The 20,475-nt window shown below is 62.5% G+C and carries 20 protein-coding genes and 1 tRNA gene; 11 read left to right on the plus strand and 10 right to left on the minus strand.

The window, feature by feature from the left end; genetic code table 11:
- Positions 1-83 precede the first annotated feature (83 nt).
- Entirely contained in the window at positions 84-1,124 is a 1,041-nt protein-coding gene (locus BLV47_RS25130; RefSeq protein ID WP_092318739.1) for a DMT family transporter, read from the plus strand.
- A gap of 290 nt (positions 1,125-1,414) precedes the next feature.
- Positions 1,415-1,693: a hypothetical protein gene (locus BLV47_RS25135; protein WP_092318740.1), complete on the plus strand. Its 279-nt coding sequence runs from the start codon at positions 1,415-1,417 to the stop codon at positions 1,691-1,693.
- A gap of 75 nt (positions 1,694-1,768) precedes the next feature.
- Here BLV47_RS25135 and BLV47_RS25140 read toward each other — a convergent pair whose 3' ends face one another.
- The 5 genes from BLV47_RS25140 to BLV47_RS25160 form a co-directional block, all read right to left on the minus strand.
- Complete coding sequence (locus tag BLV47_RS25140) at positions 1,769-2,923, minus strand: Fic family protein (RefSeq protein WP_092318742.1); 1,155 nt, start codon at positions 2,921-2,923, stop codon at positions 1,769-1,771.
- Positions 2,924-3,240: 317 nt separating this feature from the next.
- Positions 3,241-3,316 (minus strand) — tRNA-Phe (locus tag BLV47_RS25145).
- Between the two features lie 104 nt (positions 3,317-3,420).
- Complete coding sequence (locus tag BLV47_RS25150) at positions 3,421-3,693, minus strand: oxidative damage protection protein (protein WP_047301095.1); 273 nt, start codon at positions 3,691-3,693, stop codon at positions 3,421-3,423.
- Positions 3,690-4,757, minus strand: a complete 1,068-nt coding sequence (gene mutY, locus BLV47_RS25155) for an A/G-specific adenine glycosylase (RefSeq protein ID WP_092318744.1) — start codon at positions 4,755-4,757, stop codon at positions 3,690-3,692. Before mutY ends, BLV47_RS25150 begins: the two co-directional genes overlap by 4 nt.
- Positions 4,754-6,979 (minus strand): AsmA family protein, encoded by a 2,226-nt coding sequence (locus tag BLV47_RS25160; protein WP_092318745.1) that lies wholly within the window; start codon positions 6,977-6,979, stop codon positions 4,754-4,756. The genes mutY and BLV47_RS25160 overlap by 4 nt, the downstream gene beginning before the upstream one ends.
- Positions 6,980-7,322: 343 nt before the next feature.
- On the opposite strand from BLV47_RS25160, the gene BLV47_RS25165 reads away from it, so the two are divergent.
- From BLV47_RS25165 to BLV47_RS25195, 7 genes are all read left to right on the plus strand, one after another.
- Positions 7,323-8,984, plus strand: a complete 1,662-nt coding sequence (locus BLV47_RS25165) for an OFA family MFS transporter (protein WP_092318747.1) — start codon at positions 7,323-7,325, stop codon at positions 8,982-8,984.
- A gap of 192 nt (positions 8,985-9,176) precedes the next feature.
- Positions 9,177-9,770: an imidazoleglycerol-phosphate dehydratase HisB gene (hisB, locus tag BLV47_RS25170; RefSeq protein ID WP_011058736.1), complete on the plus strand. Its 594-nt coding sequence runs from the start codon at positions 9,177-9,179 to the stop codon at positions 9,768-9,770.
- Complete coding sequence (gene hisH, locus BLV47_RS25175; protein WP_092318749.1) at positions 9,770-10,408, plus strand: imidazole glycerol phosphate synthase subunit HisH; 639 nt, start codon at positions 9,770-9,772, stop codon at positions 10,406-10,408. The genes hisB and hisH overlap by 1 nt, the downstream gene beginning before the upstream one ends.
- Entirely contained in the window at positions 10,409-10,672 is a 264-nt protein-coding gene (locus BLV47_RS25180; protein WP_092318751.1) for a DUF2164 domain-containing protein, read from the plus strand. It begins immediately after the preceding gene.
- Between the two features lie 91 nt (positions 10,673-10,763).
- Complete coding sequence (gene hisA / locus BLV47_RS25185; RefSeq protein ID WP_092318753.1) at positions 10,764-11,513, plus strand: 1-(5-phosphoribosyl)-5-[(5-phosphoribosylamino)methylideneamino]imidazole-4-carboxamide isomerase; 750 nt, start codon at positions 10,764-10,766, stop codon at positions 11,511-11,513.
- Between the two features lie 92 nt (positions 11,514-11,605).
- Positions 11,606-12,376, plus strand: coding sequence for an imidazole glycerol phosphate synthase subunit HisF (gene hisF, locus BLV47_RS25190; protein WP_020299543.1), 771 nt, complete (start codon positions 11,606-11,608; stop codon positions 12,374-12,376).
- A 63-nt stretch (positions 12,377-12,439) separates the two neighbouring features.
- Entirely contained in the window at positions 12,440-13,195 is a 756-nt protein-coding gene (locus tag BLV47_RS25195) for a substrate-binding periplasmic protein (protein ID WP_092318755.1), read from the plus strand.
- Between the two features lie 70 nt (positions 13,196-13,265).
- Here the strand turns inward: BLV47_RS25195 and BLV47_RS25200 are convergent, their stop codons facing one another.
- The 5 genes from BLV47_RS25200 to gpmI form a co-directional block, all read right to left on the minus strand.
- Positions 13,266-14,072, minus strand: a complete 807-nt coding sequence (locus BLV47_RS25200) for a divergent polysaccharide deacetylase family protein (protein WP_092318757.1) — start codon at positions 14,070-14,072, stop codon at positions 13,266-13,268.
- Between the two features lie 114 nt (positions 14,073-14,186).
- Entirely contained in the window at positions 14,187-15,497 is a 1,311-nt protein-coding gene (locus BLV47_RS25205) for a S41 family peptidase (protein WP_060842223.1), read from the minus strand.
- A gap of 31 nt (positions 15,498-15,528) precedes the next feature.
- Positions 15,529-16,815, minus strand: coding sequence for a murein hydrolase activator EnvC family protein (locus tag BLV47_RS25210; protein WP_092318759.1), 1,287 nt, complete (start codon positions 16,813-16,815; stop codon positions 15,529-15,531).
- A 162-nt stretch (positions 16,816-16,977) separates the two neighbouring features.
- Positions 16,978-17,895: a DUF1460 domain-containing protein gene (locus BLV47_RS25215; protein ID WP_092318761.1), complete on the minus strand. Its 918-nt coding sequence runs from the start codon at positions 17,893-17,895 to the stop codon at positions 16,978-16,980.
- Positions 17,896-18,065: 170 nt separating this feature from the next.
- Entirely contained in the window at positions 18,066-19,607 is a 1,542-nt protein-coding gene (gene gpmI, locus BLV47_RS25220; protein ID WP_092318763.1) for a 2,3-bisphosphoglycerate-independent phosphoglycerate mutase, read from the minus strand.
- Between the two features lie 166 nt (positions 19,608-19,773).
- Here gpmI and BLV47_RS25225 point away from each other — a divergent pair, with 166 nt between their 5' ends.
- Both BLV47_RS25225 and grxC read left to right on the plus strand, forming a co-directional pair.
- A complete protein-coding gene (locus BLV47_RS25225) occupies positions 19,774-20,187 on the plus strand; it encodes a rhodanese-like domain-containing protein (RefSeq protein ID WP_092318765.1) in 414 nt (137 codons plus the stop codon).
- Complete coding sequence (gene grxC / locus BLV47_RS25230) at positions 20,187-20,441, plus strand: glutaredoxin 3 (protein ID WP_092318767.1); 255 nt, start codon at positions 20,187-20,189, stop codon at positions 20,439-20,441. Before BLV47_RS25225 ends, grxC begins: the two co-directional genes overlap by 1 nt.
- The last annotated feature ends 34 nt before the right edge of the window (positions 20,442-20,475 follow it).

Genomic DNA, 20,475 nt, shown 5'->3' on the forward strand with positions numbered 1-20,475 from the left:
GTTGCAGGGGATTCACATCATTTCCACACGGGCAGCGCCATCATGCACCACCGCATGCCGCGAGCCTGAAAGGCGATCCGAATATGAATCCGAGTGTTCTCTATGCCTTGGCCGCCGCCGCCTTGTTCGGTGCCAGCACGCCCTTGGCCAAGCTGTTGGGGGTGGGTGTTCCGCCGATGCTCCTGGCTGGGGTTTTGTACCTGGGCAGTGGCCTCGGCCTGGCCATTGTTCGTTTCGCTCGGGATCGAGGTTGGCGACGTTCGGGGCTGACGGTGCGCGAGTGGCCGTGGCTGATGGGAGCCATCTTCTTTGGCGGCGTGCTGGCACCGGTTGCCCTGATGTTCGGTTTGACACGAACTGCGGGTGCGACGGCCTCGTTGATGCTCAACCTGGAGTCGGTGCTCACGGCGGTGTTGGCGTGGGTGGTATTCAGGGAGAACGCCGATCGCCGGATCGTCATCGGCATGCTCGCCATCGTGTTGGGCGGAGTCGTCCTGTCATGGCCGCAGCAGCATGCCGCTACTGATGGCTGGCTGGGGCCGCTGGCCGTGGCCTTCGCCTGCCTGTGCTGGGCCATTGATAACAACCTGACCCGTAAGGTCTCGGCGTCCGATGCGTTGTTCATCGCCGGCAGCAAGGGGGTGGTGGCGGGTGTGGTCAATTCCAGCCTGGCGCTGCTGATCGGTGCGCAACTGCCCGCCGTCGCCACGTTGGGGCCGATACTCCTGGTGGGGTTCCTGGGCTATGGCGTGAGCCTGGTGTTGTTCGTCCTGGCCCTGCGAGGGTTGGGCAGTGCGCGTACTGGGGCCTATTTTTCCACGGCGCCCTTTCTTGGCGCGGCGCTGTCGATTCTGATCCTCGGCGAGTCGGTTTCCCTATGGTTCATGGTGGCGGCGGCACTGATGGCCATCGGCGTCTGGATTCACCTGCTGGAGCATCATGCCCACGAGCATCAGCATGAGCCCCTGACGCACAGCCATCGCCACCGGCACGACGAGCACCACCAGCATCAACATGACTTTGAGTGGGACGGTACGGAGCCCCACAGCCACCCTCATGAGCACGCGCCGATCCGGCATAGCCATGCGCACTTTCCCGATGTTCATCATCGGCACCGGCATTGAGTCGGCTGGTTACTTTCAGTCACCAGGTGAGGGCTTGCGCTGACCTGACCTGCTCTTTACTCTGCGCCGGTCGCTGCCAAATCAGCGGCCGGGCGTAGGAACCCGTTCATAAGATGCGTACAGGCACCCAACTCTTTGGGTGTCTTTTGCTGCCTGTGTGTTATGGCGGCTGTACGCGGGCACGCTTCGGCGTGGCCGGATCTTGTGACCGGTTCCTACCCCCGCGTGCAGCTGCCACCTGGCCGGTAGGAAGTTGGGTGGTAGCTCCTCATACACAAGGAGTTTCACCTATGAACGGATATATCCCTCTTTCACACACGCCAGCGGACAACCCCGTCCTGCTGATCAATCCCCATGCGCCGCTGGTCGATCTTCTGGCCTGCGCCGATCAGCGCATACGCGCCCTGCACAAACTGATGAACAGCCTGTCCTGCATGACCGCGCAAACGGCTGACGCCAGCGACCTGTTCCAGATTGCCGACATCGCCTCGCTGTTGCTCGGCGACGGCGTGGCCCTGCTCGATGTGGCCCAGGGGCAGGCGATGGAACGGGCGGATAAGGCTTTCTGATCGGCGCGGGCAGTGCGCGTGGGTACGGCCAGGATCAGTTTGATTCTGGTCGCCCTCGCAGAGCCTGAGGGCCTTTCATGGCGCCTCAAGCGGTGCCGGTATGAACCCTTGTTCGCGGAGCGCCTTGATCATGCCTCTGATGAGGTAGCTGTTGGAGAAACCGATGGTGTATTGCCGGGCCTTGGCGCTGATGGGCAATAGCATGCCTTGGTCCACCAGTTTCTTGATCTGGTAAGTCCTTTGCCCGGCGGTCAGCTTGGGCAGTGCATGGGCGATGTCGCTCGATTTGACAACGCCCGACTTGATCGTTGTGGCCAGTACGGTTTCTTCCGCTGCCGTGATCCATTGCCGATCCCGGGCAAAGGTAATAGCGGGAGCCAGTATGTGCCGGGCCAGGTGGCGATAGTCGGTGAGGCGGTTGACCTTCTCAAGGTCGTCCCTGATGCCCTCCAGAACGTAGGTGCACCAGGTCTCCAGCCCGGCCTTGGTGCCTGGGTCCGCGGTGGCGAGCATGGCGTAGTAACGTTCCCGGTCATTGAAGAAAACAGCTGTGGGGTTGAGTACGCGGCCACCCGTATCGACGTTGAAGCCATATTTCATCAGCTGTGCATAAGTCAGGAGACGCACCACGCGGCCGTTGCCGTTGCCAAATGGATGAATCCAGGCAAACCGGTGATGGGTCAGGGCCACTTTCATCAGGTCGTATTTGGGCAGGTCCTCCCGATTGACGAACTCCACCAGCTCTTGCATGTAGCTGGGCACCATCAGGGCGTCGGGAGGCAGGTGTGTGGCCTGAGCGATCTGTACGGGCCCCCGGCGATAGGCTCCAGGCGTCTTGTCGCCCTCTCGCTCCAGGTCCTGGACGGTCATCGCATGCAGCTCTCTGATGGTGAGCTCGGTGATGGGTGTTCCCGGGCCAATGGTTTGCTCGATGTAATCCATGGCTTTTTCGATGTTCGCCACTTCGCGTAGCGGGTCGGTGTCCTGGGCTGTGCCTTCCACCTTGCTCTCGATGTAGTCGGCAAGCGTGGTGTGGTTGCCCTCGATGCGCGCCGAGCCCAGGCTTTCCAGGATGTGGAAGATGGATTTCAGCTGATAGAACACCGCAGGAGGCGTATCGCCTTCCAAGCGCAAGCGCCGAAGGTGCTCAAGCTCGCTGAGCACGTCCACCAGATGGGAGTCGAAGGACGGATTTAGCAGCTCAAGGTCGTGATGGAAGAATGCAGGCATTGTCCAAACATCTCGAAGGCCGGAAAAATTATCTATGATTTTTCTGCTGTAGGCCCTGTTCTATAGGGGTTCCGCTCGAATATCAAAAGATGATTATCTCAAAATGGTTCTTCGCTTAAGTGAACGCTTGAGAAAAACCGAGGCGTGATGCGCTGTGTTGGCGGCGTAATGGTCGTGCGGAGGCCTGGTTGTGCAGGAAAAAAGGCCGGGGTGTCGAGCGGGGGGAGGGGGGCTGAATTGCAGGCAACAAAAAACCCGCACTAGGCGGGTTTTCTGGTTGCTTTCACGTGATGCAAACACCACCTGAAAGCTGAATGTGGTGCCCAGAGACGGAATCGAACCGCCGACACGGGGATTTTCAATCCCCTGCTCTACCGACTGAGCTATCTGGGCAACGGGGCGCATTAAACGGGTTTTTCAGGGGGGCGTCAAGCAAGTTTTGAAAAAAAGTTTAATTATTACCGCCGCTTACGTTCCGCCCCCGATTTTCCGTGGGTTTACTCCGCCGGCGGCACGTAGCCTTCGGCCTTGGCGTATTCCTCGCCGGAGAAAAATTTGTCCATCTCGCCCTGCAGATATTTGCGGTCTTCGGCATTCATCATGTTCAGGCGCTTTTCGTTGATCAGCAGGGTCTGGTGTTTCTGCCAGTCGGCCCAGGCCTTGGCCGAGACGTGTTCGAAAATATCCTGGCCCTTGGCGCCCGGGTAGGGGGGGCGTTCCAGGCCCGGCAGTTCTTCCTGGTATTTGCGGCACATTACGGTGCGGGTCATGACGACTCTCCTGCATTCAAGACTTCGGCCGCGCGTTTGAGCAGTGTCTTCACCGGGGCGGCAAGGCCCAGGCGCGGCGGGGTGGCGAGGTTATACCAGAGCCAGTCGGCCTCGGCGACGTGCCGCGCCGACTCTTCGACCCGGACCAGCCAGGGCTCGATGGCCAGTTGGAAGTGGCTGAAGGTGTGGACCAGGCCGGGCATCTGCTGTTGCTGGCCCAGTTCCAGGGAGTGCTGCAGTGCCAGGTGCTGGATGTCTTGCAGGTCGTCCAGTTCCGGCAGGCTCCACAAGCCGCCCCAGAGGCCGCTGGAGGGCCGTCGGTAAAGCAGGATGGCGCCTTCGCGGTTGGCCAGCAGCGGCATCAGGGTGCGCTTCTGCGGCACCTCCTTGCGCGGCTTGGGAATCGGGTAGCGGGTTTCCAGGCCGAGCATGTGGGCTTCGCAGTCGCGCTCCAGGGGGCACAGCAGGCAACTGGGCTTGCTCCGGGTGCAGAGGGTCGCCCCCAGGTCCATCATCGCCTGGGTGTAGTGGTTGACCCGGCTATGGGGTGTGAAACGCTCCGCGGCGGCCCACAACTGCTTGGCCACCTTGGGTTCTCCCGGGTAGCCCTCCTGGGCGGTGAAGCGTGCCAGCACCCGTTTGACGTTGCCATCGAGGATCGGCGCCCGCAGGCCCATGCTGATGCTGGCAATGGCGCCTGCGGTGGACAGGCCGATGCCCGGCAGTTCGGTGAGTTTCTCCACGTCCCTGGGGAACTCGCCGCCGTACTCGGTCATGACGATCTTCGCGGTCTTTTGCAGGTTGCGCGCCCGGGTGTAGTAGCCCAGGCCGGTCCACAGGTGCAGCACTTCGTCTTCTGGGGCCTCGGCTAGGGCCTGCACCGTGGGCAGCGAGGTCATGAAACGGTCGAAGTAGTTGAGCACGGTGCTGACCTGGGTCTGTTGCAGCATGATCTCCGAGACCCACACCCGATACGGGTTGATGTCCTGCTGCCAGGGCAGGTCATGACGGCCGTGGCGGTCGTACCAGTCCAGCACCGCCGTTGAAAACGCCTCGGCTCTCATCGTTTGAACAGCCCCTTGAGCGCGTTTTTCAGTTCCGGGCTGACCTTGTCACCCAGCTTTTCGTCGATTTTCTGCTGCAACCGGTCACCGGCCAGCTTGGCCGCGACCTGGCCCAGGCCGTCCTTGTCCAGGCGGCAGGCCTTGGCCCCCAGCTCCAGCGGGCCACGGCAGCGCAAGGGCAGTTCTATGCCGGTAAAGCGTTCGCCCACTTGGCAGGCCGGGTCCGGGTTGTCGCTGAGGTCGCCCTCGACGACGATGCCGACCCGGTAGTCCATGCCCAGCACCCGCAGGTCGATATCGCCATTGCCGTTGACGCTCAGGCCGGGGATGCGCACTTTCAGGTCCGGGTTGCTGGCCACGCCGTTGCGCAGGGTCAGGTTGCCCTTGAGTTCCTGGAACGGGGTGTCCTTGCCCCGCGGGGTGCTGGTGAGGTTTTTGCGGTTGAGCACGGCGATGCCCTGGCACAGCTGCTGTTCGATATTGGCGTTGAGCAATACGCCGTTGTTGATGACGAAGCTGGCAGTGCCGTTGAGGCTGTCGATCAGTGCTTTCTGGCTGTTGCCGTTGCCACTGAGGTTGCTGTTCAGGGTCACCAGGCCCTTGACCGGAGGCGTCTGGCCCTGGCTTTCGAGGATGCGTTCCACCGGCACCCGGTTGATCTTGGTCTGCAGGTTCAACTGCGGTGTGCTCTGGCGCACATCGAGGTTGCCGCTGGCTTCGAAACTGCCGTTGTACAGCTCGCCGCGCAGGTTGGAAAGCTTCAGCAGGCCGCCCTGGCCGCTGGCCTTGAGTGCGGCATTTTGAATCGGCAGTTTGTCCAGGGTCAGCTGGCCGAAGCTCAGGTCGGCGTCGATGTCGAGCTTGCTCAGACGCTCCACCGGTAGCAGTTTGTCGGTGCTCCAGGCGCCCTTGGTTGGCGAGTTGGGCAGCGGCGTGGTGCCGGCGCCGGCTATGGCGTCGGCTTCGCTGCTCTGCACTTCGGCCTTGCGCGCGGTGGCGGCGCTGTTGGCGGCGGCGGACTTGGGCGGCAGGTAGCGGTCGACATTGAAGGTGTCTGCCTTGAGCTGGGCGCGCAGCGATTGCTTGTCGAAGTCTTCGATCGCCAGGCGGCCGTTGAAGCTGCTGTCGTCGATCTTCAGGTTCAGGTCTTCCAGGGCCAGGCTGCTGGGCGTGCCTTGCAGGCGGCTGACCAGCTCGACCTTGCTCAGGCTGCCTTCAGCCATGGCTGGCAGGGTCTGGCCGATGCTGTCGACGAATTTCGCCAGGTCGAACTGGGCGATGGAAATCCCGCCGCTGATCTGCGGGGTCTTGTCCAGGTCGTTGACCTTCAGTTCGCCCAGGGCGCGCAGCTGGTTGAGGGAGACTTTGAGGCCGGTCCACTGGCCGACGTTGGCGGCCTTGTCCAACAGCAGCTGGCCCTGGGCGGCGAAGGTCACGGTCTTGCCCTGCAACGGATCACCGGTGGCCTCGCCGGACAGGCGCATGTCCTCGAACTGATAGCGCTGCAGGGCGCGGTCGAAGCGCAGTTCGCCATTGAGTTCGGTGCGCACGCGCACAGCGGGCTGGCTGCTGGCGAGGAAGGCGGTGAGCTTGACCGGAGTGTTGCTGGCTTCGTGAATCGGCCCGGTGCTCAGCTGGATGCTTTCGGCGGTGAACTGCTTGTCGGTCTGTTCATCGTTGTATTCAACCCGGGCGTTGTTCACGGTCAGGCTGTCGATGTCCAGGCGGATCGGCTGTGACGACTTGTCCGGGCTACTGCCGGGCTGGCTTGCTTCGCCAGTGCTGGTGGCCGGGGTTTCGGCCTGCTTGTCGGCCGGCGCGGCCTTGCCGATATCCTGCCAGTTGCCGTGGCCATCCTTGTTGCGGGTCAGGCGCAGGTTCAGGCCTTCGACCCGTACATCGCTCATCTGCACTTCACGGCGCAGCAGCGGCAGGACTCGCACCGACAGGCCGAGCATCTGCAGGTCGGCAAAGGGCTGGGTCGGGTTGGCCAGGGTGGCCACTCCGGCATCGTGCAGTTCCAGGCCAAGCCAGGGGAACAGGCTCCAGCCGATATCGCCATTGAGCGTCAGCTCGATGTGGGCCTTGTCGCGGGCAATCTGGCGAATCTCGTCTTTGTAGTCGTTGGGATCAAACAGGTGGGTCAGGGCGAAGCCCAGAGCCACGATGATCAGCAACAGCCCGAGAATTACCAGACCCAGGATTTTGCCGAACGCTTTCATGGGCGAGTCCTTTGTATGTCGAATTCAAAATTTAGCCGGGGAGTATAGCGCTCTGAACCTGGCGACTGGTCACCCATTGCGGTCAGAGGTTTTTTCGTTTTGGCGGTGCTCTTTTTGCCTCTGGCCCGGCTTTCGGGCAATGCAGTTGCCGGAAAAAAGGTGAGGTCAGTTTGGTTTTTTAATGTGTCGCAAATGGTAACCTCTCGCGGTTCGTCCGTCCTTCCGCGACTTATTGTCGCGTCTGCAAAAAGGCAGCTTTACTCATAAAACGACCGTGCCCATGGGCCAAGGTCGCCGCAGAGGAGTGGCCGATGAACAATTCTAATAATTGGGGGAAACAACCATGAGCTCCAGCATCGCGTCCGCCAGTTCGGGCGCTCAGCCAGCGTTCTTGTCCAAGGAACGCATCATCGCCAAGCCCGGCTTCAACCGCTGGCTGGTTCCACCGGCCGCCCTGGCCATCCACTTGTGCATCGGCATGGCCTACGGCTTCTCGGTGTTCTGGTTGCCGCTGTCCAAGGCGCTGGGCATCAGCGCGCCGGTGGCGTGCGCACCGGACATGGGCTTCATCGCGCAGATCTTCTCGTCCCAGTGCGACTGGCCGATCTCCATGCTCGGCTGGATCTACACCCTGTTCTTCATTTTCCTCGGCTGTTCGGCGGCGATCTGGGGTGGCTGGCTGGAACATGCCGGGCCGCGCAAGGCCGGTGTGGTTTCGGCGCTGTGCTGGTGCGGCGGCCTGTTGATCTCGGCGCTGGGGGTCTATACCCACCAGATCTGGCTGATGTGGATCGGCTCTGGGGTCATCGGCGGTATCGGTCTGGGCCTGGGCTACATCTCTCCGGTATCGACCCTGATCAAGTGGTTCCCGGACAAGCGCGGCATGGCCACCGGCATGGCGATCATGGGGTTCGGCGGCGGCGCCATGGTCGGCGCGCCCCTGGCGGCGGCGCTGATGAGCCACTTCGCCACCCCGACCAGCGTCGGCGTGTGGCAGAGCTTCCTGGTAATGGCCGCGATCTACTTCGTGTTCATGATCGGCGGCGCCCTGGCGTACCGGGTCCCGCCTACCGGCTGGAAGCCCGAAGGCTGGACCGCGCCGGCGAAGAAAGCCGCCAACGCGATGATCACCCACCGCCATGTGCACGTGAACGTGGCCTGGAAGACCCCGCAGTTCCGCCTGGTCTGGCTGGTGCTGTGCCTCAATGTGTCGGCCGGTATCGGCATCCTCGGCATGGCTTCGCCGCTGCTGCAGGAAGTGTTTGCCGGCAAGCTGCTGGGCAATGGCCTGACCTTCAGCCAGCTGGATGCCGGGCAACTGGCGCAGATCGCCGCCATCGCGGCCGGCTTCACTGGTCTGTTGAGTCTGTTCAACATCGGCGGGCGGTTCTTCTGGGCGTCGTTCTCCGACTACCTGGGCCGCAAGAACACCTATTTCGTGTTCTTCGCCCTGGGCTTTGCCCTGTATGCGCTGATTCCGAACCTCGGTCACCTGGGCAATATCGCCCTGTTCGTGGCGGCGTTCTGCATCATCCTGTCGATGTACGGCGGTGGTTTCGCCACGGTGCCGGCCTACCTGGCGGACCTGTTCGGCACGCAGATGGTGGGCGCGATCCACGGTCGCCTGCTGACTGCCTGGGCGGCGGCGGGGGTGCTGGGCCCGGTGCTGGTGAACTACCTGCGTGAGTACCAGCTGAGCATCGGCGTCGAGCGCGCCGCGGCCTATGACATCACCCTGTACATCCTCGCCGGCCTGCTGGTGCTGGGCTTCTTGTGCAACCTGCTGGTGCGTCCGGTGGCCGACAAGTACTTCATGACCGACGAGCAACTGGCGGCCGAACAGGCCCTGGGCCACGACAAGGGCGCCGACAGCAGCGTCGTGCTGGAGTGGAAAGCGTCGTCCGCCAGCCTGCCGCTGGTGGTCGCTGCCTGGCTGGTGGTGGGCATTCCGCTGGCCTGGGGCGTGTGGGTGACTCTGCAGAAGACCGCAGTGCTGTTCCATTAAGGGCTTCGCCGGCAAGCCAGCTCCTGCGTAGGAGTCGGCTTGCCGGCGAACGCATCGGCGCTTGTCATGACAGGTACAGCCCCGTATTTGTTGGCTGGCGCCCGTCAGGATATTGTCCAGCGTGTTTCTGTTTGGTCGCCGTCGGGCCTATACTATTCGCCTTTTTCGCCCAATGATTTTGCGGAGCTGGTGATGGCCGAACGTAAGGCATCTGTCGAGCGCGACACTCTGGAAACCCAGATCAAAGCCTCGATCAACCTGGATGGCACCGGAAAGGCCCGATTCGATATCGGCGTGCCTTTCCTTGAGCACATGCTGGACCAGATCGCCCGGCACGGGCTGATCGACCTGGACATCGAAAGCAAGGGTGACCTGCATATCGACGACCACCACACCGTGGAGGATGTCGGTATCACCCTCGGCCAGGCGTTCAGCAAGGCCATCGGCGACAAGAAGGGCATCCGTCGCTACGGCCACGCCTATGTGCCGCTGGACGAAGCCCTGTCCCGCGTGGTGATCGACTTCTCCGGCCGTCCCGGCCTGCAGATGCACGTACCCTTCACTCGCGCCACCGTCGGCGGTTTCGACGTTGACCTGTTCCAGGAGTTCTTCCAGGGCTTCGTCAACCACGCCAACGTGACCCTGCACATCGACACCCTGCGCGGCACCAACACGCACCACCAGATCGAGACGGTGTTCAAGGCCTTCGGCCGCGCACTGCGCATGGCGGTGGAACTGGACGAGCGCATGGCCGGCCAGATGCCGTCCACCAAGGGCGTGCTGTAATGCAGACCGTCGCCGTTATCGACTACGGCATGGGCAACCTGCACTCGGTGGCCAAGGCCCTGGAGCACGTGGGTGCCGGCAAGGTACTGATTACCAGCGATGCCAGCGTGATTCGCGAAGCCGATCGGGTGGTGTTTCCCGGTGTGGGCGCGATTCGCGACTGCATGGCCGAAATCCGTCGCCTGGGCTTCGACGCCCTGGTGCGTGAAGTCAGCCAGGATCGGCCGTTCCTCGGGATCTGCGTGGGCATGCAAGCCTTGCTCGACCACAGCGAAGAGAACGAGGGTGTTGACTGCATCGGCCTGTTTCCCGGCCAGGTGAAGTTCTTCGGCAAGGGCCTGATCGAGGACGGCGAGCACCTGAAGGTGCCGCACATGGGCTGGAACGAGGTGAAGCAGGCAGTGGATCACCCGCTGTGGCACAACATCGCGGACCGGGCGCGCTTCTACTTCGTGCACAGCTACTACATCAATGCCGGCAACGCGCGGCAGGTGGTGGGCAGCGGTCACTACGGGGTGGACTTTGCCGCGGCGCTGGCCGATGGCTCGCGTTTCGCCGTGCAGTTCCACCCGGAGAAGAGCCATACCCACGGCCTGCAGTTGCTGCAGAACTTCGCTGCCTGGGACGGTCGCTGGTAAATGGCGATCAAGAAATCCAAGCCGCCGATCCTGAGCCTCACTGCCGAACAAGAGAGTGAGGCGACGCACAAGATCAAGCGCTTCATGGAGGAGCGCTTCGAGCTCGACCTGGGCTCGTTCGAGGCGGCGGAGATTCTTGAACTCTTTACCCGGGAAATTGCTCCGCACTATTACAACCGGGCGATTTTCGATGTGCAGACCCACCTCAAAGAGAGGTTCGAAAGCATCGAAAGCGACCTATGGGCATTAGAGAAGAGCAGCTGAAAGCTCCAAGCTTCGAGCTGCAAGAACAACAGACACGCATGCTTGCAGCTTGTGGCTTGCAGCTTGCAGCTCTTTTGACGAAGGAAAAAGCATGCTGATTATTCCCGCTATCGATCTTAAAGACGGTGCCTGTGTACGTCTGCGTCAGGGCCGTATGGAAGATTCCACGGTGTTCTCCGATGACCCGGTGAGCATGGCTGCCAAGTGGGTTGAAGGGGGTTGCCGTCGTCTGCACCTGGTGGACTTGAACGGTGCCTTCGAAGGCCAGCCGGTCAATGGCGAGGTGGTGACCGCGATTGCCAAGCGCTACCCGAACCTGCCGATCCAGATCGGCGGTGGCATCCGTTCCCTGGAAACCATCGAGCACTACGTCAAGGCCGGCGTGAGCTACGTGATCATTGGCACCAAGGCGGTCAAGGAGCCGGAGTTCGTTGCCGAGGCCTGCCGCGCGTTCCCGGGCAAGGTCATAGTTGGCCTGGACGCCAAGGACGGTTTCGTCGCCACCGACGGCTGGGCTGAAGTCAGCAGCGTGCAGGTGATCGACCTGGCCAAGCGCTTCGAAGCCGACGGCGTGTCCGCCATCGTTTATACCGACATCGCCAAAGACGGCATGATGCAGGGCTGCAACGTGCCGTTCACTGCAGCGCTGGCGGCGGCCACCAGGATCCCGGTGATCGCCTCCGGTGGTATCCACAACCTGGGCGACATCAAGGCCTTGCTGGATGCCAAGGCCCCGGGAATCATCGGTGCCATCACCGGCCGCGCGATTTACGAGGGCACGCTGGATGTGGCGGAAGCCCAGGCCTTTTGTGATGGCTACTCGGCCAGCTGCAAGTCATAAGCTGCAAGCGGCAAGTCAAAGCCCGACTGCGATCGGCTCTGACTTGCCGCTTGTTGCTTGCAGCTTGCAACTCTTAATCGGAGATTAAGCCCATGGCCTTAGCCAAACGCATCATCCCTTGCCTGGACGTGGACAACGGCCGGGTGGTCAAGGGCGTCAAGTTCGAGAACATCCGCGATGCCGGCGACCCGGTGGAAATCGCCCGTCGCTACGATGAGCAGGGTGCCGACGAGATCACCTTCCTCGACATCACCGCCAGCGTCGATGGTCGCGATACCACCTTGCATACCGTCGAGCGCATGGCCAGCCAGGTGTTCATCCCGCTGACCGTGGGCGGTGGCGTGCGCACCGTGCAGGACATCCGCAACCTGCTCAATGCCGGTGCGGACAAGGTTTCGATCAACACCGCGGCGGTGTTCAACCCCGAGTTTGTCGGTGAAGCGGCGCAGCACTTTGGTTCTCAATGCATCGTGGTCGCCATCGACGCGAAGAAAGTCTCGGGCCCGGGTGAAACTCCGCGCTGGGAAATCTTCACCCATGGCGGGCGCAAACCCACCGGGCTGGACGCGGTGGAGTGGGCGAAGAAGATGGAAGGCCTGGGCGCCGGCGAGATCCTGCTCACCAGCATGGATCAGGACGGCATGAAAAACGGCTTCGACCTGGGCGTAACCCGGGCCATCAGCGATGCCCTGGGAATCCCGGTCATCGCCTCCGGCGGCGTCGGCAACCTTCAGCATCTGGCCGACGGCATCCTCGAAGGCCATGCCAGCGCGGTGCTGGCGGCGAGTATTTTCCACTTCGGCGAATACACGGTTCCCGAGGCCAAGGCCTACATGGCGCAGCGCGGGATCGTGGTGCGATAGCCACTGGACAGCATGGCGTGCTCGCGGCACTCTTGAGCACGCCATGGATTCTGGTAACCCGTCATGTTCAAACGTCTTCTTGTGGTTGTCGCCAGCGCGACCTTGCTCCTTAGCACTCTGGCCCGCGCCGCTGAAACCGCCGACACCTCCCTGGTGCTGCTGACGGAAAATTTCCCTCCCTACAACATGGCCAAGAACGGCAAGAACTTCGCGCAAGGCGAGAACATCGACGGCATCGCCGTGGATATCGTCCGCGAAATGTTCAAGCGCGCCGGGATCAATTACAGCCTGACCCTGCGTTTCCCTTGGGAGCGCATCTACAAAATGGCCCTGGAACAGCCGGGTTATGGGGTGTTCGTCATGGCCCGGCTGCCGGAGCGCGAGCCGCTGTTCAAGTGGGTCGGTCCCATCGGTCCGGATGACTGGATCATGCTGGCCAAGGCCGGCAGCAAGATCACCCTCGAATCCCTGGAGCAGGCGCGCAAATACAAGATCGGCGCTTACAAGGGTGATGCCATCGCCGAGACCCTGACCAAGCAGGGCCTGGCCCCCCAAGTGGTGCTGCGTGACCAGGACAACGCCAAAAAGCTGGTGGCGGGTCAGATCGACCTCTGGGCCACTGGCGACCCGGCCGGTCGTTACCTGGCCAAGCAGGAAGGCATCAGCGGCCTCAAGACCGTGCTGCGTTTCAACAGCGCCGAGCTGTACCTGGCCTTGAACAAGGACGTGTCCGATGAGGTAGTGGCCAAGCTCCAGGCGGCCCTGGACGCGATGCGCGCCGAGGGCCTGGTGGAAGAAATCATGGGCCGTTATCTCTAGATCAGCGGCAAGCTACAAGCAACAGCAGGTCGGCGGCGCTTTGGCTTGCAGCTTGAGGCTTGCCGCTGCCCTATCTGTACTTGCCGTTCTTGCCATGCCCGGCCATGGCTTCGTTGCTGCGCAGGCTGATCATCGACTTGATATCGATCCACTCGATGCCCTGGGCCTTGAGCTTGGGTAGTTCGCGTTCGAGCACCGCCAGGGTCTGTGGATAAGGGTGGCCGATCATTACCGCCGAGCCCTGTTTGTGCGCGAGCTTGATCGCGGTCTGCAACTGTTGGCTGATGGCCGCTTCAGTCCGCTCGTCGTCCAGGAATACATCCCGGGAAACGCTGGCCAGGCCGATTTTCTGCGCTTGGGCGGCGGCGACGGTCTGGGCGCTGGTGCGGCTGTCGACGAAGAACTTGTGGCGTCGCTGCAAGTCGGCCATCAGCCAGGCCATGGCTTGCGGTTGGGCGGTCATGCGGCTGCCCATGTGGTTGTTGATGCCGCTGGTGTAGGGCACGGCCTGGAAGGCGGCGTCCAGGCGCTTTTGCAGCTCTTCGATGGGCAGCTCGGGGTGCCAGGCGAAGGGGCCGGTGGCCGGGTCCATGGGCATGTGCAGGATGACGATCTTGCCGGCGCTATGAGCCTCGCGGGCGAATTCGGCGGCATGGGGCGTGTCGGGCATGATCGCCGTGGTCACCGGGCCGGGCAGGGCCAGCACGCGGCGGTCGCGAGGCAGGTTCTGGCCGAGGTCGTCGATGATCAGGCTCAGGTAGGCCTTTGGCGCGCTGGCGGTGGGTTCCGCGGCTTGGGGGGCCAGGGGCAAGAGGCACAGCAGGGCCAGCAGCGTGGTGCGGAGCGAGGGGAGCAGAGGTAAGCGGCGGGAAATCATGGGGATCGGAGTCGGGCCTTCAAGGGATGGGCGCCCTGGCGGGCGCTTCGCTGGCAAGCCAGCTCCTACACAAGCCAGCTCCTGTAGGAGCCGGCTTGCCGGCGAAGGGTTCAATCACTTGCCGCGGGTGATGCTCAGCCCTTTGAGCAGGCTCAGGGCCTGGGCCAGCTGGTAGTCGTCATCCTGCGGCATCGGCTTGGCCTTGCTGGCCGAACCGCTCGGCTTGTCGGCGCCGCCGTTGCCGTTGCCCAGGTGACCCTGCAGGTCGGCTTCCTTGAAGTACTCGCCGTCCTGGGCCTCGCTGGTGATCTTGGCGCGGCGCACTTCGATGTCCGGAACGATGCCCTGGGCCTGGATCGAACGCCCGTTGGGGGTGAAGTACAGGGCGGTGGTGATCTTCAGCGCGCGGTCGTTGTTCAGCGGCAGCACGGTCTGCACCGAGCCCTTGCCGAAGCTGGTGGTGCCCATCAGCACCGCGCGTTTCTGGTCCTGCAGGGCGCCGGCGACGATTTCCGAAGCCGAGGCGCTGCCGCCGTTGATCAGCACCACCATCGGCACGGCTTCGCTTTCGTCCTTGCCGGTGGCGGAGAAGCGCAGCTCGGAGTTGGCGATGCGGCCCTTGGTGTAGACGATCAGGCCTTTGGTGATGAAGTGGTCGACCACTTCCACCGCGGCCTGCAGCACGCCGCCCGGGTTGTTGCGCAGGTCGAGGATGATGCCGTTGAGCTTCTTGCCGTTGTCCTTGCGCAGCTTGGCCAGGGCCTTGGAGACTTCCTCGCCGGTCTTGACCTGGAACTGGGTGATGCGGATGTAGCCGTAGCCTGACTCCAGCAGCTGGCTCTTCACGCTCTTCACCTGGATGGTGGCGCGGGCCAGGGTCACGTCGAATGGCGTACCGCCGTCGCGCACCAGGGTCAGGGTGATTTTCTGGCCGATCTTGCCGCGCATCTTGTCCACGGCTTCGGTCATGGTCTGGCCGCGGGTCGGCTGGCCGTTGATCTTGACGATCAGGTCGCCGGCCTGGATCCCGGCCTTGGAGGCCGGGGTGTCGTCAATCGGCGACACCACTTTGATGAAGCCGTCTTCGGCACCGACTTCAATGCCCAGGCCACCGAATTCGCCGCTGGTGCTTTCCTGCAGCTCGGCGAAGTCTTCCGGGCCCAAATAGGCCGAGTGTGGGTCGAGGTTGCTGAGCATGCCCTTGATGGCATTCTCCAGCAGGGTCTTGTCGTCCACGGGTTCGACATAGGCTGCCTTGATCCGGTCCATGACCTCGGCAAAGGTGCGCAGTTCTTCCAGCGGCAAAGGCGCCTTGGTGGTCGCGGCGGTCGCTGATTGAGCGGTTTCGGCGGCAAACGCCAGAGGCGCTCCGATCACCAGGGCGATCGTCAGGGCCAGCGAGGTAAGGCGGGACAAATGCAGCATGTCGAACGAACTCCTAATTTAGATGCGGCGCTTATCCTTGCGCGTGGCACCACTGTGCCGGGTCGCTGGGGCGGCCCTGCTGACGAATTGCAAAGTACAGCGCAGGAGTGTCCTGTCCGCCACTATTACCCACGGTGGAGATGGACTCTCCGGCCTTGACCACATCACCGGCTTCCTTGAGCAGGGTCTGGTTGTGCCCGTAGAGACTCAGGTAGCCGTTGCCGTGATCGAGGATCACCAGCAGGCCGGCGCCGCGCAGCCAGTCGGCGAACACCACCCGGCCACCGTGCACGGCGTGCACCTGGCTGCCGGCGGCGGCGCTGATCATCACCCCGTCCCACTTGGAGCGGGAGTCGTCGCCTCGGGTTTCACCAAAGCGCGCCAGCAATCGACCATCAACCGGCCATGGAAGTTTTCCCCGGGCTGCGGCAAATGCACCGCCAAAGGATGGGCCGGCGCTGGAAACCAGGGCGCCAGGGCTTGATCTTGCGGGCTTGCGCGGCGCGTCGCTGGCTTCGGCCTGGGCCTCACGCAAACGCTTTTTTTCGGCTTCCTGCTGGGCGATCAGCGCTTTCTGGCGCGCTTCCTCTGCCTCGCGGGCCTGGCGGGCCAGGGTTTCTTCAATGGTTTTGAGGACCTTGGCCAGGTCGGCCTGGTCCTGCTCGCGGGCCTTGAGCTTGTCGTCACGGGCCTTCACGTCGTTGTTCAGCTTGGCCAGGGCCAGCTGGCGCTCCTTGCGCACTTTGTCGAGTTCTTCGCGCTGGGTGTCGAGGCTGCTTTTCTGCACCAGCAACTGGGCCTGCTGCAGGGAAATGTCCTTTTCCACATTGGCCAGCTGGCGCAGGGTTTCGTTGAAATTCTTCAACTGCTCCAGGCGCGCCTGGCTCAGGTAGTCGTAGTAGGTCAGGGTGCGGGCGAATTTTTCCGGATTCTGCTGGTTGAGCAGCAGCTTGAGGTATTCCTGGCGCCCGTTCTGGTAGGCCGCGCGGGCCTGGATGGCGATCAGTCGCTGTTGTTCAGTGCGCGCGCTCTGGAGTTTTTTTTTCTCCTCATCGAGTCGCTGCAGCTCGGCTTCGCTTTTCTTCAGCTCTTTCTGCAGGGCTTCGACCTGCTTTTCCAGCTTGCCCATTTCGGTTTCGGTGCCGCGCAGTTCTTTCTGCACCCCGGATTTCTCTTCCTGCAGCTTGCCCAGCAGTTTCTTCAGCTCGGCAATGTCCTGACGCGTGGCGTCCAACTGTTGTTGGGTTTGCGCGCGCTCATCGGCAAAAGCCGGTTGGAGCAGGCAGATCAGAGCAAGGGTAATCAGGGCGCGAAGCATAGAGGCGGGCGACACCAGGGAAAGGGACGGCCTAGTATGCCCGCCCATCGCGGCAAAAAAAACGCCTCAAAGCCAACTGCTTTGCGGCGTTCGTCATAAAAAGCCGTTTCCGGGCGGTTATTGGGCCATTTGCTATCAGCACGCCGCCGATTTCCGGCGTGATCAGCCAGGCGCTTGTGAGTGAGATGGATGCTGCGGCGCCTGAGCGCTGCGCTCCGAGGCCGATGCATCCCCTGACAGGTCGGTTTGCCGGGCGCGCAGGACCACGATTCCCGGGACATCTCGGACGTATTCCATGAACGGCGAGTCGATCACCACGCGCTGGTTCTGCTTCGAGGACGCATTGCGCAGGACGGGCCCCCGGGCGGTTCTGATGAACAACCCGGTGTGGGTGACGTCCAGACCCGAGAGCGGGGTGTAGATACCGATGTAGTCGCCGGTGCGCAGGTGGCTGAGCACATGCTGGTCAATCCGCGCACTGGGAATGTAGGTGATGTCGCGTTCGGCCACGGGCAGGCCCGACAGGTAATGGCCGCCATCGGCCTTCTGATTGAGGTGCTTGGCGACGGTCACCGCATCGGCCCCCAGCAGGGCGGTGACGTCATCGGCCAGGGGCTGTCCGGCCTGGGCCCAGTCGCTGAAGAAGTGGCGGCGGTTGAGGAAGTTGATATCGCCGTTGACGTAGCGAATCTGCACCAGGTTGTTGATGAAGCCGGCTTCATCGTGGGACTGGCGCAATGCCTCGACGTAATCCAGGTAGGTGAAGCAGTCCAGGCCTCTGAAGTCCACCACCAGTTTCTCGGCCTGGGTTGCAGAGCCTTGCAGCTTGTTCGGCGCATAAGGGGTGTGCAGGAACTCCCGCGAGATCAGGTCGTTCATCTGCCCGATGTCGGCAGCCTGCTGCGGGGGCTTGATCTCCAACAGCGCGCGCAATTTGTCGGCGGTCAGCGGGTCCATGGCCACCCGGGTGTGCTGCTGTTCCAGCGTACTGACCCTGGGATCTGCCGACTGTTGAGCAGGAGCCTGGCTTGCGCAGCCTGACAGGAGGGAGGCTAGAAGCAGCGTAGCCGTCTTGTGCATGGGGATTCTCTCTGCGGGCATTTCTGATAACGATAATCATTATTCAGTAAGTGGCAGGTGTTTGTCTGGTGCCGCTGCCAGGATCTTGCGCCTTGAGCATGGCAAGGCCGCAATGAAAAACGCCCGATGGACTGTATCGGGCGTTTTTCATGCAACGGCGATCTGGCGGTTTAGTGCGCGGGGTCGACCAGGATCGAGGTGCCGGTCATTTCCTCGGGCTGAGGCAGATCCAGCAGCTTGAGCATGGTGGGCGCCACATCCGCCAGCACCCCGCCTTCGCGGACTTTCAGGGCGCGCTTGCCGTAATAGATGAAGGGCACCGGCTCGGTGGTGTGGGCCGTGTGGGCCTGGCCGGTGGAGGCATCGGACATCTGCTCGACGTTGCCGTGGTCCGCAGTGATGAGGGCTTCGCCTCCCACCTTTTCCAGAGCATCGACGATGCGCCCGACACACAGGTCCAGGCATTCCACGGCTTTCACTGCGGCGGCGAACACACCGCTGTGGCCGACCATGTCGCCGTTGGCGTAGTTGACGATGATCACGTCGTAACGCAGGTTTTCGATGGCGTCGACGATCTTGTCGGTGACTTCCGGGGCGCTCATTTCCGGCTGCAGGTCGTAGGTGGCGACTTTCGGCGACGGGATCAGGATGCGTTCCTCCCCCGGGAACGGCTCTTCACGGCCACCGGAGAAGAAGAAGGTCACGTGGGCGTACTTTTCGGTTTCGGCGATGCGCAGTTGGGTCTTGCCGTTTTTCGCCAGATAGTCGCCCAGCACGTTTTCCAGGCTGCCCGGAGCAAAGGCTGCCGGCGCGGGGATGCTGGCGGCGTACTGGGTGAGCATGACGAAGCCGGCCAGCTTGGGCTGGCGCGGGCGCTCGAATTCCTTGAAGTCGTCCTCGACGAAGACCCGGGTCAGCTCGCGGGCGCGGTCGGCGCGGAAGTTCATGAACACCACGGCGTCGCCGTCTTCGACCTTGACCGGCTCGCCGATGGTGGTGGCCTTGACGAATTCGTCGCTCTCTTCACGGGCGTAGGCCGCTTGCAGGCCTTCCTGGGCGGTGGCGGCATTGAACTGGCCCTGGCCGTCGACGATCAGGTTGTAGGCCTGGGCCACGCGGTCCCAGCGATTGTCACGGTCCATGGCGAAGTAGCGGCCGATCAGGCTGGCGATGCGGCCCTTGCCCAGGGTCCTGAAGCTCTCGTCCAGCAGTTCGATGAACGACTGGGCGCTTTTCGGCGGGGTGTCGCGACCGTCGAGGAAGGCGTGCAGGTAGATCTTCTCGGCGCCGCGCTTGAAGGCCAGTTCGGCCATGGCGATCAGGTGATCCTGGTGGCTGTGCACGCCGCCGTCCGACAGCAGGCCGAGGATATGCACGGCCTTGCCGGCGGCCACGGCCTTGTCCACGGCCGCGCACAGGGTCGGGTTGTCGAAGAACTCGCCGTCACGGATGGCCTTGGTCACCCGGGTGAAGTCCTGATACACCACGCGACCGGCGCCCAGGTTCATGTGGCCGACTTCGGAGTTGCCCATCTGCCCATCCGGCAGGCCGACGTCCATGCCCGAACCCGAGATCAGGCCGTTGGGCATGCTGGCGCACAAGCGGTCCAGGACCGGCTTCTTGGCCGCATAGACGGCGTTGGATTCGTGGCTCTCGCTGTGACCGAAGCCATCCAGAATCATCAGGACCAAAGGTTTAGGCGTGGTAGTCATGGCGTCCACTCGTGGCTGGATAGGAAAGAGTTGAAAAAAGGAGGTGTTGAAAAACGGAGTGGCAGTTTAAAGCGAAGTTCCGGTGGCGTCACCGCCGGGCGGGGTTTGGCCGACCTTGAGGGCTGTGTATACTGGCCGACATTTTAACGCCCTGGAACCTCCTTAGATGGTTGCTCACCTGATTCAATTCGCCACTGAACACTACTTGCTCGTCGGCGCCTTCGCCATCCTGCTGGCTCTGTTGATCGCTCATGAATTGAGCCGCGGTGGCCGCAGCCTCAGCACCCGTGAACTGACCGCGCTGGTCAACAGCGAGCAGGGCGTAGTGATCGATATCCGTCCGTCCAAGGAATACGCCGCCGGCCACATCGTCGGTGCGCTGAACATTCCCCAGGACAAGCTGGCCGCTCGTGTCGGCGAGCTGGAGAAGCACAAGGCCAAGACCATCATCCTGGTGGACGCCCAAGGCCAGCACGCCGGCACCCATGCCCGTGAACTGATGAAGTCCGGTTTCACCGCCGCCAAACTGTCCGGCGGTGTTTCCAGCTGGAAAGCCGACAACCTGCCATTGGTGAAGTAATGCCCGAGGTCATCGTCTACTCCAGTGATTACTGCCCTTACTGTTCGCGGGCCAAGCATCTGTTGGCGAGCAAAGGCGTAGCCTTCGAAGAGATCAAGGTCGATGGCAAACCGCAGGTACGCGCCGACATGGCCCAGAAGGCCGGACGCACCTCCGTGCCACAGATCTGGATCGGCGCCACCCACGTAGGTGGTTGTGATGATTTGTTTGCCCTGGAGCGCGCCGGCAAGCTCGACGCGCTGCTGGCGGCCTGAAACTCCTAACCCTATAGACCCAAGAGTGAAGAAG

Source organism: Pseudomonas saponiphila (assembly GCF_900105185.1).
Lineage (GTDB): Bacteria > Pseudomonadota > Gammaproteobacteria > Pseudomonadales > Pseudomonadaceae > Aquipseudomonas > Aquipseudomonas saponiphila.